Here is a 26,022-nt window from a genome sequence, read left to right on the forward strand (position 1 = left end):
CGAAGCACGAGGCCGGATGATACGGCGACGCCATGACAGGGATTTGGCTGTTCTTTGTGCCGGTGACTACTGGGCGATTATCGAATACGCTGTTCTCCATGAAGAACAGTGAATCTCTCGACGATCTTGCCATCTTCCACGCCGTTGTCCGCGAGGGAGGCTTCCGCGCCGCCTCCCGGCGGCTTGGTCTCGCCCCGTCAAAGGTCAGCAGCACGATCACGCGGATGGAAGCGGCGCTTGGCGTCCCCCTGTTGCGTCGTACAACGCGCAGCATGGCCACCACGGACGCCGGCCAAGCGCTGGCCGAACGGATCGGACCGCTTCTGGCCGGGCTCGATGCGGCCCGTGCCGAGGCGGCGGAGACCGCCAAGCTGGTGCGCGGGCGGCTCAAGCTGAACGTGCCGGGGGCTGTGATGCCCGACGTGCTGCCGCCGCTCCTCGCTGTGTTCCATGCCCGTCACCCGGAGGTGGAGGTCGAGATCGTGGTGGAGAACGGCATCGTCGACATCGTGGAAGCCGGCTGCGACGCCGGCATTCGCTACGACGAGGTGCTGGCGCAGGACATGGTGTCAATTCCGATCGGGCCGCGAAAGCAGCAGGTCGCGCTCGCGGCCTCGCCGAATTACCTCGCCGCGCATGGGACGCCCTCAACGCCTGAGGATCTGATAAAACACCAAGCGATCCGCTACCGCCTGCCGGGCGGCCCGCTCCTGCCCTGGCTGCTGGTGGAAGATGGCCGGACGATCACAATCGAGCCGATCCCGCGCCTGATTCTCGGCGTCAACGCGATCAACTCTGGCCTCAGTTTCGCGCGCGCTAATATCGGCATCATCGCAACCTTCCGGAACTGGTTGGAGGAGGATTTCGCGGCAGGCGCTCTCGTGCCGGTTCTTCCAGAAAGGTGGCCCGACCGCACAGGACCCCGCCTCTATTATCCAAGCCGCCACGCTCCGCGGCCCCTGCGTGCCTTCATCGAGGTATGCCAGGATCACCATGAGGGCTGAGCGACAGTAGAGGCGGACACCCTGCGATACCGGGATCATAGGTATCGAGAGCAGGTCCGTCGAGAAGGTAGAGTGCGAGCGGGTGTGAGCTCACCCGACTGTTCGACCAAACATATCTCTCAATCAATGCCGTGTCTGCCGTGTCCAGTTTGCAGCATGGGATCCTGTCGACAAGATCGTGCAGCGGTGGTCTGCATTGCCATACTCAGGAAAAGCACAGTGACGGCAATAGCGGCCTTCATCTCGGCGGAAAGATCTTGGCATATGAAAGTTCAAGCCTGCTAGTTTTTGTCATCCGCTTTTGACCAACGGTTCCGAAGGCTCTCCTCTCGGTTATTACATCCACAGCTTCGCTATCCGCTCGTTGCAAGTCCTTGCCTGTGTCGAACAGAATGACCTCATAGACGGTAGACTGCTAGAGCTGTGCTGCGAGGAACAGCAATCAATCGCCCTGAAATAGGCGGGTTTTTAAGGCGGGTAAACATTACAGAATTCCAAATTCACCTTTTATCTCAAGGTGGATTGGCGGAAGAGGTGGGATTCGAACCCACGGATGCTTTCACATCGCCGGTTTTCAAGACCGGTGCAATCGACCACTCTGCCACTCTTCCATTGCGACCTTGCAGGCGCAACCAGCACCGGTCCGAGATGATGGCAAGAGCCATACATCGTTCCGGTGCAGATGGCGGTTTATGCGCGAGACTACATTCAGGCAAGCAAAAAACCGGTAAATCTTATCCAGTTTGGATCAGGAGACTTTCAAAGATCGATTTTAGCCGATATGATTTTGGCAATCGGGGATCATTCACCCCCGGAGCAGCAGACCGGAAAACCGGCAGCAGGGCAAAAAAGCCCGAAATCAGGCAAAGGACTTCGATGATGAGCGAAGCAGCATTGGGCAGAAGGCGTGGTATCCGTCTGGCGGGCGCCCTACTTGCCACCGCCGCCCTCGGCGCGTGTTCCGAAGGTGACTCGCTGGCTTTCCTGCAACCAAAATCCGAAGGTGTCGAGGTTGCGCGCAACGAAACTTCGACCACAAAGCTGGTTGAAAGGGACGTAGAGGCGCCGGACGTATTCTCTACGACCGAAGCGGGGTTGTGGGACGGGCGACCATCGCTTGGCGGTGTCTGGGTGGCCCACCCGGATGTTTCGGAACCTGAACGTGTGATCATCCGCAATACCTCGAACGACAAGTTCGTCATCGGTGCTCTTTTCCGGCGAGAGCGGGATATCCCCGGGCCACGCCTTCAGGCAAGTTCGGATGCCGCCGCGGCGCTTGGGATGCTGGCGGGCGCGCCTGTACAACTGAACGTCACCGCCTTGCGCCGCGAAGAAGTTTCGCCAGAGCCCAGTGCAGCACCTGCAGCCGCCGCGCCGGTGGGCGATGAACCGGCTGATGCAGATGCCGAAATCGCAGATATCGCTATTGGCGACACCGCTGCACCGGTCGAAACCGAAGTTCTTGATACCACGACAGCAACGGCCGCTAACACAGAGCCACCGGCTCCGAAAAAAAGCTGGTTTGGAGCCGGGTTGTTTGGCAAGCGCAACAAGGACGTGGGCGAGCCCCTGAACGCGCTTGATCCGCAGCCCATTGCCGCCTCGGCCCCAAGCGTCGAGACCAAACCGCTGGCCAGCTCTTCGCCGCCACCCCAGAAGTCATCTCTGGACAAACCCTATGTGCAGATCGGCATTTTCAGCGTAGAAGAGAACGCAAATAACACTGCCGATCAGATGCGTAACAATGGCATTGTACCAACCGTGTTTGAACAATCCTCGAACGGCAAGGAATTCTGGCGGGTCGTCGTCGGCCCGGCGCAATCCAGTTCCGAACGCGCTTCCCTGCTGAAAAAGATCAAGGGAATTGGCTTTTCGGATGCCTATGCCGTGACCAACTGACAGGAGCCTTTTTGGTGACTATTGCTGCCCGTTTCGTTGCCGCGCCGCTCGCGCTCATTTTCTTTGCCCTGCCCGCCTACGCTTTTGATACCAAGGCGCGGGCTGCCTATGTTCTGGACCAGACCACGGGCACCATCCTTATGGACAAGAATGCGCACGAGCCCCTGCCGCCAGCCTCGATGTCAAAACTGATGACGCTTTACGTGGCTTTCGAGGCCATTCGCGACGGCAGGCTGACGCTTGACGAACGCCTCCCCGTGTCCAGCCACGCCATGAGCTACGGCGGCTCGACCATGTTCCTCGATACGCAGGATCAGGTCCGCGTCGAGGATCTGCTGCGCGGCATCATTGTGCTGTCCGGCAACGATGCGTGCGCCGTCATCGCCGAGGCACTTAGCCCGGATGGCACGGAACCGGGATTTGCCCGCTATATGACACAGCGCGCCGAACAGATGGGGCTTGAGAATTCGACCTTCATGAACTCGAACGGTTGGCCTCAGGCGGGTCACCGCATGTCGGTGCGCGACCTTGCGGTTCTCGCGCGGCATCTGATCGAAGATTTCCCGGAATTCTACCCGCTTTTTGCGGAAACGCAGTTTGAATTCGACGGGCGCGCGCCTTCGAATATCAACAACCGCAACCCGCTCCTGAACATGGGTATCGGCGCGGACGGGCTGAAAACCGGTCACACGAACGAAGCGGGCTATGGTCTTGTGGGATCGGCCAAGCAAGGCGACCGCCGTGTCATCTTTGTAATTTCAGGTCTCGACAGCGAGCGCGCCCGGGCAGAGGAGGCAGGCGCCATCGTTAACTGGTCGTTTCGCCAATTTGCCGAAAAAACCGTCGCCAAGGCCGGTGAACCAATCGCCGAAGCAGAAGTCTGGATGGGACGCGAGCAGACGGTAAGCCTTGTTGCTCCGGACGATCTGGAAATTTTGCTGCCCGTTCTTTCGTCGGGACCGCTTTCGGCGGAAGTGGTCTATCGCGGCCCGATCGAAGCACCGATCGAACAGGGCCAGCAATTGGCAGAGCTTGTCATTACGCCAGAGGAATTGCCCGAAGTTCGGCTGCCGCTGGTCGCCGAACACGCCGTGCCCTACGGCGGCTTTCTGGTTAAAGTCCGCACAGCGGCAGAGCTGTTGCTTGCGCGCTTTACTCAAGGACCGGCGGAACAGACGTGACGGACAAGCCTGCCGCGCGGAACACCGGCTGTTTCATCACATTCGAGGGGATTGACGGATCGGGCAAGTCCACGCAGGCACATTTGCTTGCCGAAACGCTGCGTGAGCAAGGCCTTACCGTTCGCCTGACTCGGGAACCGGGCGGATCGCCCGGAGCTGAGGAAATCCGCGCGCTTGTTCTTGAAGGCGATCCCGAACGCTGGTCGGCGGAATCGGAGATACTTTTGTTCACCGCCGCGCGACGCGATCATATCGAACGGACGATCCTCCCCGCCCTTGAGGCGGGAGAGATCGTGATTTGTGACCGTTTCGCGGACAGCACCCGTATGTATCAGGGTCTGTCCCGGGGTGACCTGCGCCAGATGGTCGATCAGCTTCACGAGCTGATGATCGGTCTGGAGCCAGACCTGACGTTGTTGATCGATATGGACCCCGAAACCGGTCTGGACCGTGCGCTTGCCCGCAAGGGCAGCGAGGAACGTTTCGAGGATTTCGGACCGGCTCTGCAACGCCGCATGCGGCAGGGATTCCTCGATCTCGCTCAGGAGTTCCCGGAAAGATTCCGGATCGTCGATGGGAACCAGAAGGTTGAAACCATAGCTGCACAGCTGGCCGGGATCGTGCTAAAGCACATCGCATGAGTGAAGAGAACGACCGACCGGATCAGGCGCCCGGTGCCCCCCATCCCCGCGATACCGCTCGTCTTATCGGGCAGGAACACGCCGAGAACGCGTTTCTCGAGGCCTTTGCCTCGGAAAGGCTTCACCATGGCTGGCTGATCACCGGTCCGAAAGGCGTTGGCAAAGCGACTCTTGCCTGGCGGATTGCCCGTTTCCTTCTGGGTACCCCAGACGTCGAGGCGGACGGCGGCATGTTCGGCGCGCCCCCTCCTCCGACGACCTTGGACATTTCGCCGGACCACCCGGTGTCGCACCGGATGGCCGCCTGGGCCGAGCCGGGCCTTGCCTGCATCACCCGATCCATCAACGAAGATACGAAAAAACTGCGCAACGAAATTGTGGTTGAAGACATCCGCAAACTCGGGAAGTTTTTTGGACTTTCCGCCGCCGACGGCGGGCGTCGTGTGGTGATTGTCGATAGCGCGGATGAGATGAACACAAGCGCCGCGAACGCCTTGCTGAAAATGCTCGAAGAGCCGCCGGCGCGCACGACACTTTTGCTTGTCTCGCATCAGCCGACGCGCCTGCTGCCGACCATCCGCTCCCGGTGCCGTATCCTCAGGCTGTCGCCTCTTGGCCCGGACGATATGGCCGCCGCGCTGGCCCAAACGGGCATCGAGCTGCCGCAGAACAACGATCATCTTGCCGCCCTAGCATCGGGATCGGTCGGAGCTGCCCTGCGCATCGCAGCCCTTGGAGGCATGGAGATGTACGCCGAGCTGGTCGGATTGCTGGCCAGCATGCCGCGCACTGATCGCGCGCGTGCCCTCGCTCTTGCAGAAGCAGCGGCCCAGAGAAACGCAACAGACAAGTTCGAACTGCTTTTGAACATGTTCGATATCCTGATGTCTCGTCTGGCGCGAACCGGAGCAACGGGCGAAGTTCCCCTGCCAGAAGCCTGCATCAACGAGTCCGAAACGCTTCGCTCGCTTGGTGGAAACGCTCAAAAAGGCCGCGCATGGGCGGAAGTTTCTGCCGAGATCACGGCGCGCACCCGGCATGGCAAGGCGGTGAACCTTGACCCCGCCTCTCTTGTCCTAGATACGGTCTTCAAGATGCAGGAGACCGCTTCCCGCTAGGGCCGTCTCATCGCAACGGCACGCGTCGCGCGACCAAAGCAAGCCAAGAAGACACCAAGGCGTATGACTCAGACACCAGAAATTACCGATAGCCATTGTCATATCGACTTTCCCGATTTTGAGAACCAGGTTGAGCAGATCATTGAAAATGCGGCCGACGCTGGCGTAACCCGCATGGTGACGATCTGCACACGGCTGAAAAACGAACCGAAAGTTCGCAAGCTTGCCGAGGATCATGCCCCCGTTTTCTATGCCGCCGGTACGCATCCAATGAGCGCGGCCGAGGAACCGCTGACCTCGGTGGAGGAACTGGTCAAATTGGCGCAGCATCCCAAGTTCGTTGGGATCGGCGAAACGGGTCTCGATTATCACTACACGGCCGAAAGCGCCGAGATCCAGAAGCAGTCCTTGCGCATTCACATTGCCGCAGCGCGGGAAACGCAGCTGCCGCTGATCATCCATTCGCGCGCGGCCGACGAGGATATGGCGCAGATCCTCACCGAAGAATACAAGGCCGGTGCTTACCCCTGTGTGATGCATTGCTTTTCTTCCGGGCGCGAACTGGCCAAAGCCGCAATCGATCTGGGGTTCTACCTGTCCATGTCAGGCATCGCGACCTTCCCGAAAAGCCAGGAGGTTCGCGACATCTTTGCGGCCGCGCCGGTGGACCGCATCCTTGTCGAAACGGACAGCCCCTATCTGGCGCCGAAGCCATTCAGAGGAAAGCGGAACGAACCTGCCTATACGGTGCACACGGCGAAGGTAGGCGCCGAGCTTTTCGGCATGGATTACCCGAGCTTTGCAGCGCAGACGCAGGAAAATTTTGATCGCCTCTTTGCCAAGGCCGCGAAATACAAGGACGCCGCCTGATGGGAGAAATGCGCTTTACCATCCTCGGGTGCGGCTCTTCCGGCGGGGTTCCAAGACTGGGTGGTCACTGGGGCGACTGCGATCCCACAAACCCCAAGAACACCCGGCGCAGATGTTCGATGCTGATCGAGCGGGACGGACCGGATGGAACGACCACGGTTCTGATCGACACAACTCCTGACCTGCGACAGCAACTCTTGGATGCGAAAATCGGCAAGCTCGACGCAGTCGTCTACACGCATTCCCATGCCGATCACGTGCACGGGATTGATGACCTTCGCATGATCGTCTTCAACATTCGCGCTCGACTTCCCGTCTGGGCGGATGGCGATACGCAGAACGCGCTGTTTTCCCGGTTTGGATATGCCTTCGTACAACCCGAAGGCTCACCCTATCCGCCGATCCTCGAGATGAAGACCATTGACGGCCCTTTCGAAATCGACGGACCCGGCGGCAAGATCGACCTCAGGCCGTTCCGCGTCGCCCACGGCTCTATCGATAGCCTTGGGTTCCGCATCGGCGATCTTGTCTATCTGCCGGATGTGGCAGAAATCTACGACGAATCCTGGAGCGCGCTGGAAGGGCTGGACTACTTCATCGTCGACGCGCTGCGGCGCGACCCGCATCCCACGCACTCTCATCTTGCGCGAACACTTGAATGGATCGAGCGCCTGTCCCCCGCAAATGCGGTCCTCACCAATATGCATATCGATCTCGACTACGAGACGGTGACGCGGGAAACACCATCGAACGTCAGTTGCGCCTATGACGGCATGACGATCCGCATTCCCGTATAAGATCAGGATCGAACCTTAATGTTCCAGAGCCTGATCGACGTCATCCTGCCTGTCTTTCTGGTGATCGGCGCAGGCTATGGATGTACCCGGGCCGGATACCTGAATGCGGAACATATCAACGGTCTGATGAAGTTCACGCAGGGTTTTGCCGTGCCCTGCCTGCTCTTCAATGCGATTTCGCATATCGATCTGGCTTCGGGCTTTGACCCGCGGCTGCTCGCGTCGTTTTACATCTCGGCAGCATTGTGTTTTTCAGTAGGCATCACCGGTGCGCGCCTGCTTTTCAAACGCGACTGGGAAGACTGCGTGGCGATCGGATTCGCCTGCCTGTTCTCGAACTCGGTCCTGCTTGGCCTGCCCATCACCGAGCGCGCATTTGGGCCCGAAGGATTAACCGGCAACTACGCGATCATCGCCTTCCATGCGCCGTTTTGCTACGGCCTTGGCATCACGGCTATGGAGCTGGTGCGGGCGCGCGGCAAATCCAGTGGCGCTTTTGTCGGAGCGGTCTTTTCGGCGATGTTCCGAAATGTGCTCGTGATCGGGATCGCGATGGGCTTCATCGTCAATATCTCTGGTTACACCATCCCGTCCGTCGTGGACGACGCGCTCGCGCTCATCATCCGCTCTGCCCTGCCCTGTGCGCTTTTCGCCCTTGGCGGTGTGCTTGTTCAGTACCGGCCCGAGGGCGATTTCCGTGCCATCGCTTTTGTGTGCACAATTTCCCTGATGTTGCACCCGGCCCTTGTCTGGGCCTTAGGGTCAGCCACGTCGCTCAAGCAGGACCTTTTCCGCTCGGCGATCATGAACTCCTCAATGGCACCCGGCTTCAACGCCTATATCTTCGCCAATATGTACGGTCGCGCCAAACGGGTCGTGGCTTCATCGGTTCTTATCGCCACGGGTACCTCGCTGGTCACCGTATGGTTCTGGCTGATTATGCTGGGGGCGCATTAGGACGCGGGATCGAGGAGCGCCCTCAGAGGTGCCATTTCGCCCGCCCTCATGCGGCCGTCTTTTTGGATGAACAGCCCGCGGATCTCGCTGCCGGATACCACAACCCTGTCACCCACCTTGCCCTCATACCCAAGCGTCAGGGTCTTGTCGCTCCACTTTTCGATGGACAGAACCAGAGACATCTCATCCCCCTCGACCGCCGGGGACGGGAAGTTAGCTTTGACGTCGATCAGGCCGATTCCCTTGGCGCCAAGCTCTGCACAGATCGCCTTGTGGCCCCCTGCCCGTTCGGCGAGAAAAGTATGAAAGCAGCGATCAAACCAGCGGAAATAATTCGGATAGAAGACAATCGCAGCCGGATCGCAATGACCGAAACTGATGCTGATCGGCAGTGTGAATTCGCCCAACTTGATGTCCTTCCGTTTTGCCACTGGTCACGATACGTCCGGTCCTACCCCAAGGCCAGTAAGTTTGAAAACCGAACAGCTGGCGTTTAGCGATTCCAAACGTTGGGTATGCGCGGTGTGTCCCAAAACACGGGACTAAACGAACCGCGCGTGCCTACCCGAAAGAGCAAAATCACTCAGGAAGAACGGCGGTCGCCTCTATTTCCACCAAAGCCTCGTCCTCGACAAGGGCAGCGACAACGACCATGGTCATTGCAGGGAAATGATACCCCATGACTTCACGGTAGGCACGTCCTACGTCAGCCTGCCGCTTCACGTATTCCTGCTTGTCCGTGACATACCATGTCAGCCGAGCGATATCTTCAACGGCTCCGCCTGCAGACGTAACCACATCGCGAATATTCAGCAGCGCCTGGCGCATCTGTCCGATGAAATCGGAGGTCTCGAACACCTGATCAGCGTTCCAGCCGATCTGACCGCCGACGAACAACACGCGACCTTCGGCGAGAATGCCATTTGCATAGCCTTTTGCCGGCTTCCATCCTTCGGGATGTACGGTGATCGCAGCCATTACGGAGTCTCCCTCATCATGCAGGGCGATTTTCCCCGTCTCATCGAGAAACTTCAAGCCTAAAATATATTTTCGGCAGAGTGACTTTCTCGGCGTGCTCTCATGCCACCCGGAAAAGCTTGTAGAAGTTGGTCAGAAAACCTTGAAGGTCATTGTCGTCAAAGACCTTTCGATGCCTTCGATATCAAGCAGATGGTCGTTGATGAACTTGCCGACATCAGCATCCGCAGGGATGTAGAGTTTCATCAGAAGATCGAAATCGCCGCTGGTCGAATAGAGTTCAGAGTGAATTTCACGCAGAGCGATGGCTTCGGCCACCTTGTAGGTTGTGCCCGGTTTGCAACGAATCTGAATGAAGACGCAGGTTGACATGACAAGGCCCCTATATTGGTTTTTCAGGCAACCTGACATGAGGAACTTGGACACGCAATCCCCGCCACGGGGGAGCTGAAGGAAATGCAGAAATCCATTGGATTGGCTCGGCACGCTCCCTATAAGTCCGCAACAGCCAAGGAAATTGACCATGCGACGCGCCGAAATCAGCAGAAAGACCGCAGAGACGGAAATCTCCGTGAAGATCAATCTTGACGGCACCGGTACCTATGACAACCGGACCGGCGTCGGGTTCTTCGATCACATGCTGGATCAGCTGGCGCGCCATTCGCTGATCGACATGGAAATCAGCGCCAAGGGTGATCTGCATATCGACGATCACCACACCGTCGAAGACACAGGAATCGCGCTTGGCCAAGCGTTGTCCGAGGCGCTGGGTAACAAGCGCGGCATTCGACGTTACGGGGAATGCCACTTGCCGATGGACGAGGCACTGGTGCGCTGTGCGCTCGACCTTTCGGGGCGTGCATATCTGAGCTGGGGGGTCGATATGCCGACACCCAAGATCGGTACTTTCGACACGGAGCTTGTCCGTGAGTTCTTTCAGGCATTTGCGGGGAATGGCGGCATAACCTTGCATGTTGACCGAATTCACGGCTTCAACAGCCACCATATTGCCGAAGCAGCCTTTAAATCGGTTGCCCGCGCCCTGCGACTTGCCGTCGAACAGGATCCGAGAAAATCCGACGCCGTGCCCTCGACCAAGGGCACTCTCTGAAACTTTTCCTGCCGAAAATCGCGCTGGCGCGCGATGCCTCCGGCGGGGATATTTTTTGACCCAAAGAAGGAGGCCGATCATCGAGAACGGCGCTCCTGTTGATCGGGAAAACTACGATGCTGACCGCGATAATCGACTATGAAAGTGGAAACCTGCATTCTGCGGAAAAGGCGTTTCAGCGTATGGCGCGCGAAGTGGATGCGGGTGATGTTATCGTAACGGACAAAGCCGACATCGTCGCCAAGGCAGATCGGATCGTTCTGCCCGGTGATGGTGCCTTTCCGGCCTGTGCGTCATCGCTGCGCGGACATTCCGGCGTGTTCGACGCGTTGGTGGAGGCTGTCGAGATCAAAGGCAGGCCGTTCCTTGGCATTTGCGTCGGCATGCAATTGATGGCCACCATCGGGCGCGAGTATGAAGAGACCAAGGGGCTGAACTGGATCGAAGGCGAGGTCATCAAGATCAAGCCGACGAACCCTGATTTGAAAGTGCCGCACATGGGGTGGAATGACCTGGTGATCGACGGGGAACACCCTATTTTCGACGGTATTTCGACTGGCGACCACGCATATTTCGTACATTCCTACCATTTTGTCGTCTGGGACAAGATGCAGCGCCTGGCTCATGTGGATTACGGTGGGGAGGTGACGGCCATCGTGGGGCGTGACACCATGTTGGGCATGCAGTTCCACCCAGAGAAAAGCCAGCAGACCGGATTGCGGTTCATTTCGAACTTCCTGCGCTGGCGCCCCTGACTTGGGGCACCAGTCGAAGAGGCGCGTCCTAATCAACCCGCTTCCATGTCTGTTTTGAGCAGATGAGACCGCCGGCGACACATCCGCGCAACGCTAGACTGTCGCCTTCAAGTGCCATTTTTCCGGTATAGATCTTGTCGTTGGAGGGCCGCCAGACCTTTCCGGCGTAGGTTCCATCGCCATTTGGGACCATGTCTATCACGACAGTTTTTCCAAGATTGGGAGAGGCATATTCTCCTTGCTCGTTGAAGGTCTTAACGAACACGCCGCAGATCGCAGCGCCGCAGGGGGCCATCTCGACGATCGCGTATGCGCCTGCATCGACTTCGGTCTGCCAACGGCCCTCGATCGGGTCGGCCAGAGCAACGCCGGTTCCCGCAAGGAAAGCGAACACGCCGGCAATCAAATGTTTCATTTTTCACTTCTCCCCTTTGCCGCAACATCTCTGAGCTTGGATCCGCGATCAAGTCAGAAGGTGCCACGGCGTTGCAATTCGTGAAGCGGTTGTGCATAGCACGCGGGCCTCGGTCTGCTTTGCGAGGTAACACGATCCGAACCTTCAGGAAGACTACATGATTCTCTATCCAGCGATTGATCTGAAAGATGGCGCAGCAGTTCGGCTTTTGCGCGGAGACATGGAAAAAGCGACGGTTTTCAATACCGATCCTGCGGCGCAGGCGCTCAGCTTTGTAGAGGCCGGGTGTCAGTGGCTACACCTCGTCGACCTGAATGGCGCCTTTGAAGGCAAGCCGGTCAATGCTGGCGCCGTGGAAGCAATTCTCAAGCGCTGTGACGTACCGGCGCAGCTTGGCGGTGGCATCCGGGACATGTCGACCATTGAAAACTGGATCGATTGCGGCCTCGCTCGTGTCATTCTTGGGACCGTTGCCGTCGAGGACCCTTCGCTGGTGAAACAGGCCGCCCGCGAATTCCCCGGTCAAGTGGCTGTGGGGATCGATGCCCGCAATGGCAAGGTCGCCACGCGCGGCTGGGCCGAAGAAACCGATGTGAGCGCCACGGAACTTGCGAGATCCTTTGAGGATGCGGGTGTTGCCGCGATCATTTATACCGACATCAACCGCGATGGCGCCATGCAAGGACCAAATGTGGAAACGACAATGGAACTGGCCAATGCGGTTTCCATCCCTGTCATCGCGTCCGGCGGCGTAAGCTCACTGGCGGATCTGAAAGCTCTTCGCGACTGCGGCGCGAAGCTCGACGGTGCCATCTCGGGAAGGGCCTTGTACGACGGTGCTCTCGACCTCGCGGAAGCCATCAAATTGCTTAACGAGTAAGCCTGCAATCCAGAATGATCCGGTCAAGCGGCCATCGGCAGATCGTCCTCGCCCTGCCGATAGGCCAGATTGAACCGGATCCAGACATCCCCTTTCTCGTCCGGCTCCATAGTGGCGACGATTGTGGGCACCAGGACAAAATCATGAGGCGTTCTGGCGAATCCCGACGGAGCGCCAGCGCGAAAAGCCATTTGAGCCGGCGCTGAAATTTCGGCTGGCGTTTCCGCATGATCTTCAGAAGCTTCTCCAACTATATAAGCTCCTGCGGCAACTACGGATTTATTCAACCGATCCATCGTTTCGGGTACTGAGCCTTTGGCGATGAACACCTCGAGTTCACAACTTTTCGGATTGGCCATGACGGCAAGAACAGTCTCAATCAGGTCGTTTTCCATGTTAGAACAAGCCTCGGATAGTTTCTTGATTGTTTTACTCTTCATGCTCAAAACGACTTGCCTGTGGATATCGTTCCAATGCAGGTGGTTGACATTGCCGTGACAGGACGGTCAACCAAGGCAAAACTCTGAAGGTATAGAATGCTCAAGACACGTATCATCCCCTGTCTCGATGTCGCCGACGGGCGGGTCGTGAAAGGTGTCAATTTTGTCGAATTGCGGGACGCCGGGGATCCGGTAGAATCCGCCAAGGCCTATGACGCGGCCGGGGCAGACGAGCTGTGTTTTCTCGACATTCACGCCACGCATGAAAACCGGGGAACGATGTTCGATGTGGTGCGCCGAACGGCCGAGGAGTGCTATATCCCGCTGACCGTAGGCGGTGGCGTCAGAACCCGTGAAGATGTCCGCGATCTGCTGTTGGCCGGCGCTGACAAGGTGTCTTTCAACTCGGCCGCAGTCGCGCGTCCGGAAGTCATTGCCGAGGCATCGGCCCACTTTGGCAGCCAGTGTATCGTCGTGGCCATCGACGCAAAGACCGTAGCGCCAGGCCGCTGGGAGATTTTCACCCATGGTGGACGTCGGCCCACTGGCATCGACGCCGTGGAATTCGCCCGCTTGGTGGAGGAAAAAGGCGCAGGTGAAATCCTTTTGACCTCCATGGACAGAGACGGCACACGTGCCGGATTTAACCTTCCCCTGACCAAGGCCATTTCAGACGCAGTTGACATCCCGGTCATCGCATCTGGCGGTGTTGGTACACTCGATCACCTCGTCGAAGGCGTCACACTAGGTGGCGCAAGCGCAGTTCTCGCGGCGTCCATTTTCCACTTCGGCGATTTTACAATTGCAGAGGCCAAAAGGCACATGGCCGATGCAGGCATACCGATGAGGCTGACATGAGCGTTCTGGAAGAACTTGGCGCGACAATATCTGAAAGGCGTAACGCCTCGCCGGATAGCAGTTGGACAGCGCGTTTGCTTGCAAGCGGCCCTGAAAAATGTGCCGAAAAGTTCGGAGAGGAGGCTGTAGAAGCCATTATCGAAGCAGTAAAGGGCGACAAAGCGCGCCTGACGGCAGAAGCGGCCGATGTTCTTTACCATCTGCTCGTCATGCTGGCTTCGCGGGATGTGACCCTTGAGGAAGTTCTGGCGGAACTGCAGCGTCGGCAATCGCAAAGTGGCATTTCCGAAAAGGCGTCCCGGGCTACGAAGGAGCCCGACCAAGAAAATTGAAATTTCTTGGGAAATTTCTGAACAGAAACTTCAAACCACTAAAGTTTGGATGAAATGATCCCGGTGGCAAAACCGCCCATGCGTAATTCGCCGAACAGCCGCTGGTACTCGATCTTGGGACAGCGATCCTGGATCACCTTCACACCCCGGTCTTCGGCTTTTTGCGCAGCATCCGGATTCGTAACCCCGATTTGCATCCAGATGGCTTTCAATGTCGGAAATTGGTCGAGGGCTTCGTCGACAATGGGCGGCACAGCTTCGGACCGGCGGAAGATGTCGACCATGTCTACGGGTCGATCAATGTCAGACAGGGATCTGATGACGGTCTTGCCAAACAGCGTCTCTCCCGCGTGCCCGGGGTTTACCGGGATAACGTCGTAGCCTTTGAGCGAGAGGTAGCGTGCCACGTAAAAGCTTGGACGCACCGGATTGGCCGAAACGCCGACAACGGCAATGACGCGCACACTCGTTAAAACGGATTTGAGAAATTCATCGCTGTAATCTGTCATGGTGAAATTGCTACCTCTATCCTTCGCAAGAAAAAAGCGCCCAAAGCGAACTTTGGGCGCGAGGTACGGAACGAGGGACAGTAAAATGATGCGCAGGAGTTCCGGCCTGCGATCAATGGACAAATAAGCAACATATTCGACAAAAAAAGACCGGATCGCGAAACTGTGAGAATCAACGCTTGTACAACGCAGGCCAGTTCAGGTTCGCCTTCTGGATATTGGCCTCCGTCTCCTGCGACCATTCCCGAAGAATACGTTCGTCATGCATGACGTAAAGCCGCCCGCCAACGATCTGCCAACTATGTGGGTCACCTGAAACCAGCAGGCCGCGAGAAACGCCATAGGCGCAATGCCCGCCATAACGCGGAGCATAGGCGCGTGGATTGGCTTCGAATTTTTGCAGATTTTCGGTGCTGGCAAAGTACCAGATCGCGCCTTTCCACATGATCTTCTTGTCCGAATGACCCCGCGTCGCTTCATGCCGGGTGAAATATGCGACCGTGTCATATCCCTGCAGCGCCACGCCATTGGGGGCATGGTACGCCGACTGCTCCGCCAGCCCGGGTCGAACCAGTCCAAACAGGATCACGGTGATCAGTATCGCAAGAACGCGCATGGGCTCTCCCTTTGGCTTTGGCTACAAGATGCTCTCTTGCGCGCGCGCTGGGAAGGTCGGTTACGCCGATGTGACCCTGGCACAAAGCTCTTGTGAACTTTGTTACACGGTCGAGCTTCGCCCAACTATCATGTGAAAGCCACTGCAGTCTTACGGCATCTGACCGCTCGCTTCAGTGCAGCGTGGCATAGAGCGCCACCGCAGCGGCATTGGAAACGTTGAGGGAACCGAACGCCCCGGCTGCGGGAATGCGGACAAGCATATCCACCGTTTCCTTTGTCTTTTGCCGCAACCCCGGCCCTTCCGCCCCAAGCACAAGCGCAACCGGCCTTTCCTTGTTGCCTGCGAGCGCCTCACCGACCGTGTGTTCCGCTTCGCCATCAAGACCGAGAACCAGATACCCGGCGCCCTGCAGTTCGATTATGGCGTCGGCGAGATTCCGCACTTTCAGATACGGCTGTCTCTCAAGGGCCCCGCTGGCCGTTTTGGCCAGAGCGCCCGTTTCCGGTGCAGAATGATGCCGCGTGCCGATCACGGCGCTGGCCCCTAGCACTTCCGCGCTTCTCAGAACTGCCCCGACGTTATGCGGGTCCGTTACCCGATCGAGAAGAATCAGCCGCGGCACCTCTGCGCCGATCGCCACATCCATCAGGCTGCCCCAGTTCAGCGGTTTCACTTCAAGTGCCGCCCCCTGATGCACGGAACCGGGATCTATCGGTGCGGAGAACTTCCGAGGGTCTGCCTGTTCCACGGTGACACCAGACTGGGCAATCGCATCCTCAAGCTTGTCCTGCGCGTTCTTGGTGACGATCAGGCGAAGCTTTTCCCGCTTGGGGTTCAGCAAGGCATCGCGCACCGCATGCAGACCGAACAGCCACACAGTGTCGGCCGCCGCCGCCTTTTTGGCCTGCTCCTTTTCGACCACCCACTTAGGTTTTTTCATAGCTATTCTCCCTGCGTTCCAGGCTTTTTTCAGGATACGTCATTTGGCCGGATTTTCCTGTTGACGCCTCTAGAGTGCGCTTGTAATCACGCCCCCACGTCGGAAGCAATGCGCATCCGACAGTGGGCGACAGGCCGCAAGGTGTGGCAGGGGACTGTAACTCCCTCGCGGAGACGCACGCCTGGTTCGATTCCAGGGTCGCCCACCATTTTCTCAGATATTCTAACCTTCAAAACAACACTGCCCCGCGGCAACCTGCTTATTTGCCACAGATAATTTCGGCAATTGGCAAAGACGCCGGAAATCAAAGTCAAAAATTGACGGGACCCCGACGGTTCAGTATCGCAAGCAGACCGCTATCGACAGTTCTGGAGGTGGTCATGAAGGTTATTCTTCACGCTGGCGCACATCACACGGACAGCGACCGGCTGCTCAAGTGCCTGTTGAAAAACAAGCAGGAGTTTTCCCGGAACGGAATCGCGGTGCCGGGTCCGGGCAAATATCGTACACTGATCAAGGAATCCTTCATCGCTCTGGATTCGGCCGCCCCTGCCGATGACGCGAGGGATGTGATTGTCGATGCCATCCTCGACGAAGAAAAAGCCGACCGCCTGATTCTATCCAATACACATTTCTTCGGATCACCCCGGTTCGCTCTGGGTGACGGCAAGCTCTACCCACTGGCCACCCGGAGACTGCGACAAGCCCAGCAGTTGTTTGCGGGGGACAGCCTTGAGTTGTTCCTGGCGATATGCAATCCTGCGACCTTTCTGCCAAACGTGATGAGCAACGCCTCCAAGCGACAGCAGCAGGATCTGCTTCTTAATAATCCGGCAAGAGAAATCCGGTGGAGCGATATGCTCACGCAGGTCCGCTCTATTCTCCCGGATCTTCAGATGACGGTCTGGTGTTACGAGGACTCGCCTTTTATCTGGTCCGAAATCCTTAAGAGCTTTGCAGGCTTGGCGACCGCCAAGAACCTGAAAGGCCGGTTCGATCTGCTGGATGACATCATGTCCGAAGCGGGACTCAAACGGCTTCGCGACTACCTTGCGTCCAAGCCCGAACTCACCGACCGCCAGATTACCAAGGTGATTGCTGCCTTCCTCGAAAAATACGCCATTCCGGAAGCCATCGAAGAAGAACTGGACCTGCCCGGCTGGACTGACGAGTTGGTCGATGAGTTGACGTTTCTATATGACCACGACGTCTCAAAGATCGCCCAGATTGACGGAATCCGTTTTCTCGCACCTTGATTTTCTTCTGCGCATGCTCGCGGCACGAATGAAAAGCCCCCGGGGCAAGAATACGCCCAGACATCCGCTTCGGCTGCCATATCAGACGGAATGAACAAGAAAGTTCACGACCAGTGATGGCAGGTCAAACCGTCACCGGCAGGCACAGCTCCCACTGGTTCACTAAAGAAACCTCTGCATAAGAAAAACGGGCCCCGTTTCCGAGACCCGTTGTCAGCGGTACGCGCCAAGGAAAACGCGCCCCGATGGCACAAGCCTTAGCTCATGCCCAGCGCTTCCTTGTACATCTCGATAACCGCCTCTTCTTCGGCGATATCATCCTTGTCGCGCTTTCTTAGCGCGATGATCTTACGGAGCGCCTTGACGTCGTAGCCACGACCTTTTGCCTCGGCGAAAACTTCCTTGATCTGCTCGGCAATATCTTTCTTTTCCTGCTCCAGACGTTCGGCGCGTTCCACGAACTGCCTTAATTCACCTGCGGTTACGGAATAGGTAGTATCTTCGCTCATGCTGGTCCTCTGCCTCTAAGGGTCCAATTTATTTCGGGCGTTCCCCACCCGCTGCGACTGTCGAATACGAAAGACTGCGCTTGGTGCCGCCCCTGTTCTCACCCGGACCTAAGAATATAGGCCCGCCGCATCGCCAATTTCACCGTTTCGGATACCGGCAGCGATGACGTTTCGCAAGTCAGGATCAGCAGTTGCGACAAGCTTGCGCCAAACGCCTCGATCCGCTAGGCGAACGCTGGATACATGAAGGAGTTCGTCATGTTTGAGATCATGATCTGGGGCGGTGCGGCTCTTTCGCTGGCAGGGTTGGCCGGACTGATCTGGTGTATCTTCCGGGTCGCACGCGCCCGCCGGGCGGGGCTCAGCGAAACCGAACTCCGCGCAGCCGTAGCAGCGGTTCTGCCCCTCAACCTCGGGGCACTATGTCTTTCCGTCATCGGTTTGATGCTTGTCGTGGTTGGCGTGATCCTGAGCTGATCACGCCGGGGCCGCTCAAGTTAATCAGAGCGGCATATTGTCAAAGCGGCTTTCAATCGCCTCGTCCAGCAGGACCGCATTGAGATTGCGAAGACGTGCCGGAACATGCTGTCCGCTACGATCGAGACGTTCCAGCACGCGGCTGAGCTGCGGCTGCAACTCAAGCCGTTTGGCCCCTCTTGATGCGACGATGGTCGCTTCCAGTTGCCGCGCGGTCTGAGATAGTTCCTGATCGGTCATGTCTTCCTCCCCTTTTAACATTTGCCTTGCCCCTCCTCCGGCAAACCTCATGTCTCATGCACTTTAGCATAGCCGTTTGAGATTTCTCGCCTTGATTTGTGACTCGCTGCACATCGGCGAAATCCCGGCTATAAGGCGATATACTACAAAGTGTTTACAGACGCTTAATCCGAACTCGCGAGGTGACGCCACCCCGCGTCAGCCGTTAAATTTTCACCACGCGCCGAATCATGGTTGAAACATATTCACAAAATAATATATGTTTGACGAAAGATGGAGATCGCTCATGAAACCTGACGTTACCGCCTTTTTTGACGAAGCAACAAACACAGTATCTTACGTGGTTCGCGACCCGAGTGGCAGCGCCTGTGCGATCATCGACAGCGTGCTCGATTTCGACAATGCGGCGGCCCGGACGGACACCAGCTCGGCTGACAAGATTATCGAATTCGTGCGCAGTAACGGTCTGTCGACTGAATGGATTCTCGAAAGCCATGTTCACGCCGACCACCTGTCCGCCGCCCCCTATCTCCAGGAAAAGCTCGGCGGCAAGATTGGTATCGGCGCCAACATCACCACGGTTCAGGAAACCTTTGGCAAGGTTTTCAACGAAGGCACCGAATTCCAGCGTGACGGTTCGCAATTCGACAAGCTGTTCGAAGATGGCGACAGTTTCCATATTGGCCAGATGCGGGGCGATGTGCTCCATACGCCCGGCCATACCCCCGCCTGCCTGACCTATGTGATCGGTGACGCCGCCTTTGTCGGCGATACCCTGTTCATGCCCGATTTCGGAACGGCGCGATGCGACTTTCCGGGCGGCTCTTCGGAAACGCTTTACAATTCGATCCAGAAGATCCTCGCTCTTCCGGATGAAACCCGGATCTTCGTGGGCCATGACTACAAGGCGCAGGGACGGGATCACTATGCCTGGGAAACCACGGTGGGTGAGCAGAAAGAGCTGAATATCCACATCGGGCATGGCCGCAAATTGGAAGATTTCAGGAAACTGCGCGACGACCGGGATGCGACGCTTGGCATGCCCCGCCTGATCCTGCCTTCGATTCAGGTCAACATGCGGGCGGGCAACATGCCAGAGCCCGAACCGAATGGCGACATCATGCTAAAACTGCCCCTGAACAAGCTTTGAGCGCGATAAACTGGAAAATGCGATCATGATTATGGACTGGATCTGGGGCCTTTTGGGCGGCCTGATGATAGGCGCTGCTGGCGCTGTTTACCTCTTGGGCAACGGCCGCATCATGGGTGCCAGCGGCATCATCGGCAGAATTGTCGATGCAAAGGGATCTCAGGCATTTGAGGCCGCCGCCTTTGTCGCGGCAATGATCGCAGTTCCCGCCGTGATCGCCCTGATCTGGCTTCCCGGGACTGAGACGCATCTCACGAGTGACTGGCTGATCATCGCCGTGGCCGGACTTCTGGTGGGACTCGGCACAAGAATCGCGAACGGGTGCACTTCCGGGCACGGCGTCTGCGGCATGTCGCGTCTCTCCCCCCGCGGCATCGTCGCCACCTTGGTGTTCATGGCCTCCGGCATCGTGAGCGTCGCCCTCTTCCGTCATGTTCTGGAGATCATCTGATGCGAATTTTTTTCGCAATACTCTCGGGCGGGCTGTTCGGTGCCGGCCTCTTGCTTTCCGGCATGACCAACACGAACAAGGTGCAGGGCTTTCTCGACCTGTTTGGCAACTGGGACCCCACGCTCGCCTTCGTGATGGGCGGCGCGATGATCCCTATGGCGATTGCATGGCAAATGACCAAATCCCGCACGCCGGTTATCGGCGGGTCTTTTCCGGAAATGCCTGCGGCAGAATTTGACCGTCGCCTGATCACCGGTTCCATTCTTTTCGGACTTGGCTGGGGTCTTGCGGGCCTGTGCCCCGGCCCGGCCATCGCTTCCCTCTCCTATGGCGGCACAGGCGGGTTCGTGTTTCTGGCAGCGATGCTGATCGGGATGCGTCTGGCCCCCACCGCGTCTCGGTATCTGGACAGCCGTTCTGCTGCAGCGTAAGGATCAACCTCATGGATGCACGTAAAATCACCGACCGCTATCACGTTTCCCCGCAGATCGATCCAGAGGATGCTCAGGCAATCGCGGACGCGGGGTACAGCACGATCATCTGCAACCGGCCGGATGGCGAAGTGCCTCCGTCGCATCAATCCGCTGCGGTAAAAGCGGCGGCCGAAGCGGCAGGGCTCAAGTTCGAGGTACTCGAACTGACCCACCAGACGATGACCCCCGAAAACGTGGCGCGGCAACGCGCCATGATCGAAGCATCGGAAGGTCCCGTTCTGGCCTATTGCGCGTCCGGGACCAGATGCTCGGTGATTTGGGCGCTCAGTCAGGCAGGCACCCGCCCGACGGACGAAATCCTGTCGGCGACGAGCAACGCTGGCTACCAGCTTGATCATCTGCGGCCCATGCTTGATCAGATCGCCCAGAGCAAGGCCTAGGCCAATCTAGGTCTCGGGGAATTTGATCTCGGGCAGACCGTCTTCCTCGTCCAGAGGCAGCCCCGCGAGCGCTGATATTTCGGCGGCGGCATCCTCGGTGCTCATATCGGGCAAATCCGCGTCATCATCGAAACCCGCCATTGGCGGAAAATCCATCTCTTCGGGTATTGGCGGCGGGCTGCCCGGCTCGGGCAGGTTCCCTATCGTCGGCATGTCGGGCATGGACGGCATCGCATCAGTTTCCGGCAGGTCCGCCAGACCGCCAAATCCGCCCTCTTCGACTCTGCCCGGAAAATCCGGCAGCGCCGGCATGTCCAGCGTTACCCCAAGATCGTCCCCACCGGCCATCAGGTTGTCGGTTTCAAAACCGGGACCCTCTTCGACATGGCGCAACTGCTGCTGTGACGGACAGTTGAGCCGGACAGCTTTCCACCCGCCGGCCTGCCCCAGATGAGCCGTCGCAACCTTTTTGCCTTCGATACTTAGCAATTCCACCGCTTCCATGCGCGGATCGACCAACGGAATGACATCGTCCGGCTTGAGCTCGTTCAGTTCCTTGAGCGAAAGTTTGAGGCGGGCGATCACCACCTTCAATTCTGCGGTCGCGGCTCCTACTGCGCGCTCCATCTTTGCCGACACGGCAGGTTCGGACGTTACGTCTTTCTGCACTGTTTCAACTTCGTCCGGCAGTATCAGGGTCATCGCGCCCTGGCGCACACCGGCAGCAAAGTCGAGCTGGAGTTCGAAAATGCGGAATTTTTCGGCATCAACGGCCAAGGTGAGGGAGCGGAGATTGGCTGTCATCGCGCCAAATCTAAAACCCTCCAGGCACTTTTTGTCGGGTTCAAAATCACAAAGATCTGCGGAACGCTTGATCAGCGCGTCTACCAGCGGTGCCATCATGGCCGCGTCGGTGCCGGTAAAGGGTCGCTCACCCGGATCCGCATCCGTCACCCTGCCCATGGTCTGTTGCTGGGTCAATGCGGCAAGACTGCTCCGGTCGACGCAGATGGCACCGGTCGCCCCCATCGGCCCGTCAAGAAGCAGCAACATGCGTTCTTCATCCACATGATCGCCAAGATGCTCCTGCGCGGCACGGGCCTGTGTCGCGCCGATGATGGCGATGGGCAACCCGAACTCATCCCGCGCCGCCCGCGCAAGCCCAAGCCGCAGGGCTCGTAAAGCGGTGCGCCCCTCAACCTTGGGATCGTCGCGACCTGCGGCCACTTTACGATGAATGACTGACTCCGGTGTGGCTGTCATTGCCTCCGACCTGCCGATTGCCGTTACCCCGCCACCGGGTCTAAGCAGGTATCGTTACCATTAACTTTACAACGCCCTCTTCATCCTTTGATTTCTCCCTTTGTCGGCAAAGTCACCCGAAAGCCTGCCCCCGACTGTCCCGCCAAATATACGACATCCCCGCCGAGGCGCTGCATGATCTCCCGGCAAATGGCGAGCCCTAAACCCGCGCCGCCCGCTTTCTCCGCACTCACCCGGGCGAATTTCTCAAATACCATCGCCTGCGCTTCGGTCGGGATGCCCGATCCGTTGTCAACCATGTCCACGACCACATTGTCCCCTGCCGTCCTTGCCGTGATCCTCAACTGCGGCTGACCGGCATCGCAGTATTTCAGGGCATTCGTGATGAGGTTGATGAAAACCTGCGCCAAACGGTCCAGATCCGAATAAAGCGGAATACGCTCAGACGCTTCATCGCGTATGACGTCAAGGCTGCCGTCCGCCCCGGCGAGGGCCGAAACGATGGAATGGTCGAGAACATCCTTCACGTTCCCCGGTCGCATATTAAGGCTGACCTGCCCGCTTTCCAGAACGCTGAGATCAAGCAGATCGTTCAGCAGCCGGGTCAGTCGCAGTGCTTCGTCATGGATGATCGTTGCGTATTTCCGTTTGTCCGCCTCGTCGAGATCGGACGCGTCTCGCAGAATTTCCGAAAAGGCCCTGATCGACGTCATCGGCGTGCGCAGCTCGTGGCTCACTTGGCTCAGGAATGTGTCCTTCTGAAGCGATATCTGCGTGAGCTTTTCATTCGCTTCTCTCAACTTTCGGGCTGTACGGCTCAACTCCTCGGACTGCGCTTCGAGCTGTGATGAATACTCAAGCATCTGCGCGGATTCATCCGCCACAGCCAGAAGATCCTGCACCGAGACCGAGCTTCCCCCGACAATCTGGCCGATCATCGCGTGGGCAGTTGCCGCACCGACCGATCCGGCCAGCTGTCGCTCAAGCCGTTCAAGAAATTCCGGGGTCGGTTCAGGTAGTTGCCCGTACTCCCCCTGAAGGGCAGCTTCGCGTTGAAACAGATCGCGCGCATCCTGTGTGCCCAGAATACGCTGTGTCATGACCATCAGATCCTCACTCTGCGCGACGGACCCGGTCCAGCCCCGGGGACCGGCAGAGTGTTCAAAGACGTTCACAAACTGTGCACCCTGAAGGCGCTCAACCGGGTTCGGGAAACTCGCGACCGACACTATGAAAAATGCCAGCGTGTTCAGCGTCAAGCTCCAGAGCACGCAATGCTCGATTGGATCCATTCCCGTAATCGAAAACAGCGCATGAGGCCGCAGGGCCGCGATGCCGAACAGCCCTTGCTCCATCACATGCTGCGGAATGAGCCCCGATCCGAGCCCCGGCAAGAGCAGAGAGAACATCCAGATGCCGAACCCGACGCTCAGCCCAGCAATAGCGCCAAGCCGGGTTGCACCGCGCCAGAACAGACCGCCCACCAATGCCGGCAATATCTGCGCGATCCCGGCAAAAGAAATCAGCCCGATCGACGCCAGTGCCGCGCCGCCGCCCGACATCTCGTAATAGGCAACGCCCAGCACCATGATCGCGCCAATGGAAATCCGGCGGGACAAGAGCACGATCTTGCGCACGTCGCCGGACTGGGACGCCTGCTGGGTCTGTGACGACAGCCAGATCGGCATGACGATCTGGTTCGACACCATCGTCGACAGCGCCATCGCCGCCACGATCACCATCGATGTGGCCGAAGAAAACCCGCCGAGGAAGGACAACATGGCAAGACCTTCCCTGCCCTGGCTCAGCGGAATGGTCAGCACAAACAGGTCCGGGTTAGACCCGGCCGGCATCAGCTCAAGCCCGATGGCCGCAATCGGTACGACAAAAAGGCTCATCAACAACAGGTAGAGCGGAAAAGCCCAAGCCGCCGTTCTCAGATGCCTTTCGTCATCGTTTTCGACCACCATGACCTGGAACATGCGCGGCAGGCAGACAAAGGCTGCCGCCGCGAGAAAGGTGATCGACGCCCAGCGCCCACCGTCCACCTGCCACCGGCCAATCTCCGAGGCATCGATGCGCGCCATGGTCGCCTCTATCCCGCCGGACACTTGCCAGACGACAAAAACACCGACCGCAAGCAGGGCCACCAGCTTGACCACCGCTTCGATGGCGATTGCCATGACGACGCCATGGTGGCGTTCATTTGCGTCCAGATTGCGCGTACCGAACAGGATTGCAAAAACCGCCAGTCCCGCAGCCACCCAGATGACGGTAGCCCCGACCCTGTCATCCGAGCCCGGATCAGCATCTGCAAAAATCGAAAACGACAGGGTAATTGATTGTAATTGAAGCGAAATATACGGCGTCACCCCGATCACGGCGAGGATCGTAACCCCAATGGCAAGCGTGTTTGACTTGCCATACCGTGACGACAAAAGGTCAGCGATGGACGTCACCCGGTGGCTACGCCCGATCCGGACCAATTTACGCAGCCCCCACCACCATCCGATCATCACCAACGTGGGACCAAGATAGATCGTGACGAATTCCAACCCGGACCGGGCGGCATATCCAACCGCTCCGTAAAACGTCCAGGCGGTACAATATATCGACAGCGACAGGGTGTAGATCAAGGGCGACCGCAGCCAAGTGCTGCGCCCGCGCGCGGCCAGCCGGTCGGCCACGAAGGCCACGAGAAAAAGCAGGATTACGTAGCAAAAGCAGACCGATAGCAGCAGGTTCAGCGATGCCATCAGTCGATCTCACGTTGGTCCGACTTCGCCCAGCTCCTTGTCACAAGACCAAACAGCGCGATGGCAAGGATCAAGCCGCCCCAGACGCCGAACAGGTAGAGTATCGCGCTCGAGGTCTGGACCTTTTCGCTCTCGTCCCCCACCGGCCAGAGCAACGGCACCATGAATAACCCGGCCCCGAATATCGGCATCAGCCGCGCGACTTCGCTTAGGCGGCGGCGGCGGTAGCTCTGCCGTTCGAGAAACAACGTCGGACCACGGGGTGTCTCGCCTCCCCGCCGCTCACTCATGAACGAGAAGCCTGCGCCACGAGATCGCGAACCGCCGTCAGGACTTCGGTATTCGAAAAGGGTTTTGTCATGAAACGACTGACCCCTGCCTTTTCAGCCATGTCCCGATCCCGCGATTGACCCCGCGCCGTCAGCATAAGCACAGGCAGACCGGCCAGTTCGACGATCTCGCGCAGGTCCCGCAGAATATCCATGCCGCTTCTGCCGGGCAGCATCATGTCAAGGATGACAAGATCAGGTTTGGCTTCTTGCACCACTTTTACAGCATCTGTTCCGTCGGAATGCGTGTTCACGTTCCATCCATCCCGCGTCAGCAGGAAACGTATCGCTTCGATGATGTTTGGCTCATCCTCGATCAGCAAAACTCTTCGGCTCATTGATCGTCACTCCTCCCCAAGTGCTGCGCAGATCTGCGCCGATCAAGCAATAAATTGCCGTTTTTCCTGCAACTC

33 protein-coding genes and 2 tRNA genes are annotated in these 26,022 nt (G+C 58.1%); 20 read left to right on the plus strand and 15 right to left on the minus strand.

Going from position 1 to position 26,022, the window contains the following annotated elements:
* Nucleotides 1–32: 32 nt before the first annotated feature.
* Entirely contained in the window at nucleotides 33–1,004 is a 972-nt protein-coding gene (locus MF268_RS02640) for a LysR family transcriptional regulator (RefSeq protein WP_238369350.1), read from the plus strand.
* 523 nt (nucleotides 1,005–1,527) lie between these two features.
* Here the strand turns inward: MF268_RS02640 and MF268_RS02645 are convergent.
* Nucleotides 1,528–1,615, minus strand: a tRNA-Ser gene (locus MF268_RS02645).
* A gap of 268 nt (nucleotides 1,616–1,883) precedes the next feature.
* Here MF268_RS02645 and MF268_RS02650 point away from each other — a divergent pair.
* The 7 genes from MF268_RS02650 to MF268_RS02680 all read left to right on the plus strand — a co-directional run bounded on the left by MF268_RS02650 (nucleotide 1,884) and on the right by MF268_RS02680 (nucleotide 8,467).
* Nucleotides 1,884–2,903, plus strand: a complete 1,020-nt coding sequence (locus MF268_RS02650; protein WP_238369351.1) for an SPOR domain-containing protein — start codon at nucleotides 1,884–1,886, stop codon at nucleotides 2,901–2,903.
* A 14-nt stretch (nucleotides 2,904–2,917) separates the two neighbouring features.
* On the plus strand, nucleotides 2,918–4,084 hold the full coding sequence (locus MF268_RS02655; RefSeq protein ID WP_238369352.1) for a D-alanyl-D-alanine carboxypeptidase family protein: 1,167 nt from the start codon (nucleotides 2,918–2,920) through the stop codon (nucleotides 4,082–4,084).
* Nucleotides 4,081–4,725, plus strand: a complete 645-nt coding sequence (tmk, locus tag MF268_RS02660; protein WP_238369353.1) for a dTMP kinase — start codon at nucleotides 4,081–4,083, stop codon at nucleotides 4,723–4,725. The genes MF268_RS02655 and tmk overlap by 4 nt, the downstream gene beginning before the upstream one ends.
* Nucleotides 4,722–5,843, plus strand: a complete 1,122-nt coding sequence (locus tag MF268_RS02665; protein ID WP_238369354.1) for a DNA polymerase III subunit delta' — start codon at nucleotides 4,722–4,724, stop codon at nucleotides 5,841–5,843. Before tmk ends, MF268_RS02665 begins: the two co-directional genes overlap by 4 nt.
* Nucleotides 5,844–5,906: 63 nt before the next feature.
* Nucleotides 5,907–6,713, plus strand: coding sequence for a TatD family hydrolase (locus MF268_RS02670; protein ID WP_238369355.1), 807 nt, complete (start codon nucleotides 5,907–5,909; stop codon nucleotides 6,711–6,713).
* Nucleotides 6,713–7,510: an MBL fold metallo-hydrolase gene (locus MF268_RS02675; protein WP_238369356.1), complete on the plus strand. Its 798-nt coding sequence runs from the start codon at nucleotides 6,713–6,715 to the stop codon at nucleotides 7,508–7,510. Before MF268_RS02670 ends, MF268_RS02675 begins: the two co-directional genes overlap by 1 nt.
* 18 nt (nucleotides 7,511–7,528) lie before the next feature.
* On the plus strand, nucleotides 7,529–8,467 hold the full coding sequence (locus MF268_RS02680) for an AEC family transporter (protein ID WP_238369357.1): 939 nt from the start codon (nucleotides 7,529–7,531) through the stop codon (nucleotides 8,465–8,467).
* On the opposite strand, the gene MF268_RS02685 is transcribed toward MF268_RS02680, so the two are convergent.
* From MF268_RS02685 to MF268_RS02695, 3 genes are all read right to left on the minus strand, one after another.
* Entirely contained in the window at nucleotides 8,464–8,874 is a 411-nt protein-coding gene (locus tag MF268_RS02685) for an acyl-CoA thioesterase (RefSeq protein ID WP_238369358.1), read from the minus strand. The genes MF268_RS02680 and MF268_RS02685 overlap by 4 nt on opposite strands.
* 172 nt (nucleotides 8,875–9,046) lie before the next feature.
* On the minus strand, nucleotides 9,047–9,445 hold the full coding sequence (locus tag MF268_RS02690) for a RidA family protein (protein ID WP_238369359.1): 399 nt from the start codon (nucleotides 9,443–9,445) through the stop codon (nucleotides 9,047–9,049).
* A 132-nt stretch (nucleotides 9,446–9,577) separates the two neighbouring features.
* Nucleotides 9,578–9,817 (minus strand): Lrp/AsnC ligand binding domain-containing protein, encoded by a 240-nt coding sequence (locus MF268_RS02695; protein WP_238369360.1) that lies wholly within the window; start codon nucleotides 9,815–9,817, stop codon nucleotides 9,578–9,580.
* 151 nt (nucleotides 9,818–9,968) lie between these two features.
* On the opposite strand from MF268_RS02695, the gene hisB reads away from it, so the two are divergent.
* Nucleotides 9,969–10,556: an imidazoleglycerol-phosphate dehydratase HisB gene (hisB, locus tag MF268_RS02700; protein ID WP_238369361.1), complete on the plus strand. Its 588-nt coding sequence runs from the start codon at nucleotides 9,969–9,971 to the stop codon at nucleotides 10,554–10,556.
* A 116-nt stretch (nucleotides 10,557–10,672) separates the two neighbouring features.
* Entirely contained in the window at nucleotides 10,673–11,311 is a 639-nt protein-coding gene (gene hisH / locus MF268_RS02705) for an imidazole glycerol phosphate synthase subunit HisH (protein ID WP_238369362.1), read from the plus strand.
* 28 nt (nucleotides 11,312–11,339) lie between these two features.
* On the opposite strand, the gene MF268_RS02710 is transcribed toward hisH, so the two are convergent.
* Nucleotides 11,340–11,726: a DUF2147 domain-containing protein gene (locus MF268_RS02710; protein ID WP_238369363.1), complete on the minus strand. Its 387-nt coding sequence runs from the start codon at nucleotides 11,724–11,726 to the stop codon at nucleotides 11,340–11,342.
* Between the two features lie 157 nt (nucleotides 11,727–11,883).
* Between MF268_RS02710 and hisA the strand changes: the two genes are divergently transcribed.
* Nucleotides 11,884–12,606 carry a 1-(5-phosphoribosyl)-5-[(5-phosphoribosylamino)methylideneamino]imidazole-4-carboxamide isomerase gene (gene hisA, locus MF268_RS02715; protein WP_238369364.1) on the plus strand — a complete coding sequence of 241 codons (723 nt, stop codon included), beginning with the start codon at nucleotides 11,884–11,886 and terminating at the stop codon, nucleotides 12,604–12,606.
* 23 nt (nucleotides 12,607–12,629) lie between these two features.
* Here the strand turns inward: hisA and MF268_RS02720 are convergent, their stop codons facing one another.
* A complete protein-coding gene (locus MF268_RS02720) occupies nucleotides 12,630–13,001 on the minus strand; it encodes a hypothetical protein (protein ID WP_238369365.1) in 372 nt (123 codons plus the stop codon).
* Nucleotides 13,002–13,142: 141 nt separating this feature from the next.
* On the opposite strand from MF268_RS02720, the gene hisF reads away from it, so the two are divergent.
* Together hisF and MF268_RS02730 are read left to right on the plus strand one after the other, a co-directional pair.
* Nucleotides 13,143–13,904: an imidazole glycerol phosphate synthase subunit HisF gene (gene hisF, locus MF268_RS02725; RefSeq protein ID WP_238369366.1), complete on the plus strand. Its 762-nt coding sequence runs from the start codon at nucleotides 13,143–13,145 to the stop codon at nucleotides 13,902–13,904.
* Nucleotides 13,901–14,236 (plus strand): phosphoribosyl-ATP diphosphatase, encoded by a 336-nt coding sequence (locus MF268_RS02730; protein ID WP_238369367.1) that lies wholly within the window; start codon nucleotides 13,901–13,903, stop codon nucleotides 14,234–14,236. Before hisF ends, MF268_RS02730 begins: the two co-directional genes overlap by 4 nt.
* A 38-nt stretch (nucleotides 14,237–14,274) precedes the next feature.
* On the opposite strand, the gene MF268_RS02735 is transcribed toward MF268_RS02730, so the two are convergent.
* The 3 genes from MF268_RS02735 to rlmB form a co-directional block, all read right to left on the minus strand.
* Nucleotides 14,275–14,745, minus strand: a complete 471-nt coding sequence (locus MF268_RS02735) for a CoA-binding protein (RefSeq protein ID WP_238369544.1) — start codon at nucleotides 14,743–14,745, stop codon at nucleotides 14,275–14,277.
* 172 nt (nucleotides 14,746–14,917) lie between these two features.
* The gene (locus MF268_RS02740; RefSeq protein WP_238369368.1) at nucleotides 14,918–15,361 is read right to left on the minus strand and encodes a YHS domain-containing (seleno)protein; all 444 of its coding nucleotides are present in this window, start codon (nucleotides 15,359–15,361) and stop codon (nucleotides 14,918–14,920) included.
* 172 nt (nucleotides 15,362–15,533) lie between these two features.
* Nucleotides 15,534–16,304 (minus strand): 23S rRNA (guanosine(2251)-2'-O)-methyltransferase RlmB, encoded by a 771-nt coding sequence (gene rlmB, locus MF268_RS02745; RefSeq protein WP_238369369.1) that lies wholly within the window; start codon nucleotides 16,302–16,304, stop codon nucleotides 15,534–15,536.
* A gap of 124 nt (nucleotides 16,305–16,428) precedes the next feature.
* Between rlmB and MF268_RS02750 the strand changes: the two genes are divergently transcribed.
* Together MF268_RS02750 and MF268_RS02755 are read left to right on the plus strand one after the other, a co-directional pair.
* Nucleotides 16,429–16,512: transfer RNA gene (locus MF268_RS02750), tRNA-Tyr, on the plus strand.
* Nucleotides 16,513–16,684: 172 nt separating this feature from the next.
* On the plus strand, nucleotides 16,685–17,560 hold the full coding sequence (locus tag MF268_RS02755; protein ID WP_238369370.1) for a hypothetical protein: 876 nt from the start codon (nucleotides 16,685–16,687) through the stop codon (nucleotides 17,558–17,560).
* Between the two features lie 257 nt (nucleotides 17,561–17,817).
* Here MF268_RS02755 and MF268_RS02760 read toward each other — a convergent pair whose 3' ends face one another.
* Nucleotides 17,818–18,069 carry a DUF2312 domain-containing protein gene (locus MF268_RS02760; RefSeq protein ID WP_088633413.1) on the minus strand — a complete coding sequence of 84 codons (252 nt, stop codon included), beginning with the start codon at nucleotides 18,067–18,069 and terminating at the stop codon, nucleotides 17,818–17,820.
* 258 nt (nucleotides 18,070–18,327) lie between these two features.
* Between MF268_RS02760 and MF268_RS02765 the strand changes: the two genes are divergently transcribed.
* A complete protein-coding gene (locus MF268_RS02765) occupies nucleotides 18,328–18,546 on the plus strand; it encodes a hypothetical protein (RefSeq protein WP_088633580.1) in 219 nt (72 codons plus the stop codon).
* 24 nt (nucleotides 18,547–18,570) lie between these two features.
* Here MF268_RS02765 and MF268_RS02770 read toward each other — a convergent pair whose 3' ends face one another.
* Nucleotides 18,571–18,786 carry a hypothetical protein gene (locus MF268_RS02770; protein WP_144389767.1) on the minus strand — a complete coding sequence of 72 codons (216 nt, stop codon included), beginning with the start codon at nucleotides 18,784–18,786 and terminating at the stop codon, nucleotides 18,571–18,573.
* Nucleotides 18,787–19,072: 286 nt separating this feature from the next.
* Here MF268_RS02770 and MF268_RS02775 point away from each other — a divergent pair, with 286 nt between their 5' ends.
* Genes MF268_RS02775 through MF268_RS02790 form a run of 4 tightly spaced genes read left to right on the plus strand, consistent with a single transcriptional unit; the run spans nucleotide 19,073 to nucleotide 21,261 of the window.
* Nucleotides 19,073–19,936 carry an MBL fold metallo-hydrolase gene (locus MF268_RS02775; RefSeq protein ID WP_238369371.1) on the plus strand — a complete coding sequence of 288 codons (864 nt, stop codon included), beginning with the start codon at nucleotides 19,073–19,075 and terminating at the stop codon, nucleotides 19,934–19,936.
* Nucleotides 19,937–19,961: 25 nt separating this feature from the next.
* A complete protein-coding gene (locus tag MF268_RS02780; RefSeq protein ID WP_238369372.1) occupies nucleotides 19,962–20,387 on the plus strand; it encodes a YeeE/YedE family protein in 426 nt (141 codons plus the stop codon).
* Nucleotides 20,387–20,818 carry a DUF6691 family protein gene (locus tag MF268_RS02785; protein ID WP_238369373.1) on the plus strand — a complete coding sequence of 144 codons (432 nt, stop codon included), beginning with the start codon at nucleotides 20,387–20,389 and terminating at the stop codon, nucleotides 20,816–20,818. The genes MF268_RS02780 and MF268_RS02785 overlap by 1 nt, the downstream gene beginning before the upstream one ends.
* Nucleotides 20,819–20,829: 11 nt before the next feature.
* Entirely contained in the window at nucleotides 20,830–21,261 is a 432-nt protein-coding gene (locus MF268_RS02790; RefSeq protein ID WP_088633417.1) for a protein tyrosine phosphatase family protein, read from the plus strand.
* A 6-nt stretch (nucleotides 21,262–21,267) separates the two neighbouring features.
* Here MF268_RS02790 and MF268_RS02795 read toward each other — a convergent pair whose 3' ends face one another.
* From MF268_RS02795 to MF268_RS02810, 4 genes are all read right to left on the minus strand, one after another.
* Nucleotides 21,268–22,524: a FliM/FliN family flagellar motor switch protein gene (locus MF268_RS02795; RefSeq protein ID WP_238369374.1), complete on the minus strand. Its 1,257-nt coding sequence runs from the start codon at nucleotides 22,522–22,524 to the stop codon at nucleotides 21,268–21,270.
* 80 nt (nucleotides 22,525–22,604) lie between these two features.
* Nucleotides 22,605–25,280 (minus strand): ATP-binding protein, encoded by a 2,676-nt coding sequence (locus MF268_RS02800; RefSeq protein ID WP_238369375.1) that lies wholly within the window; start codon nucleotides 25,278–25,280, stop codon nucleotides 22,605–22,607.
* A complete protein-coding gene (locus MF268_RS02805) occupies nucleotides 25,280–25,570 on the minus strand; it encodes a hypothetical protein (protein WP_238369376.1) in 291 nt (96 codons plus the stop codon). The genes MF268_RS02800 and MF268_RS02805 overlap by 1 nt, the downstream gene beginning before the upstream one ends.
* Nucleotides 25,567–25,947 (minus strand): response regulator transcription factor, encoded by a 381-nt coding sequence (locus tag MF268_RS02810; protein WP_238369377.1) that lies wholly within the window; start codon nucleotides 25,945–25,947, stop codon nucleotides 25,567–25,569. Before MF268_RS02810 ends, MF268_RS02805 begins: the two co-directional genes overlap by 4 nt.
* Nucleotides 25,948–26,022 lie beyond the last annotated feature (75 nt).

This window comes from Heliomarina baculiformis, from assembly GCF_019966545.1.
GTDB classification, from domain to species: Bacteria; Pseudomonadota; Alphaproteobacteria; order Rhodobacterales; family Rhodobacteraceae; genus Heliomarina; species Heliomarina baculiformis.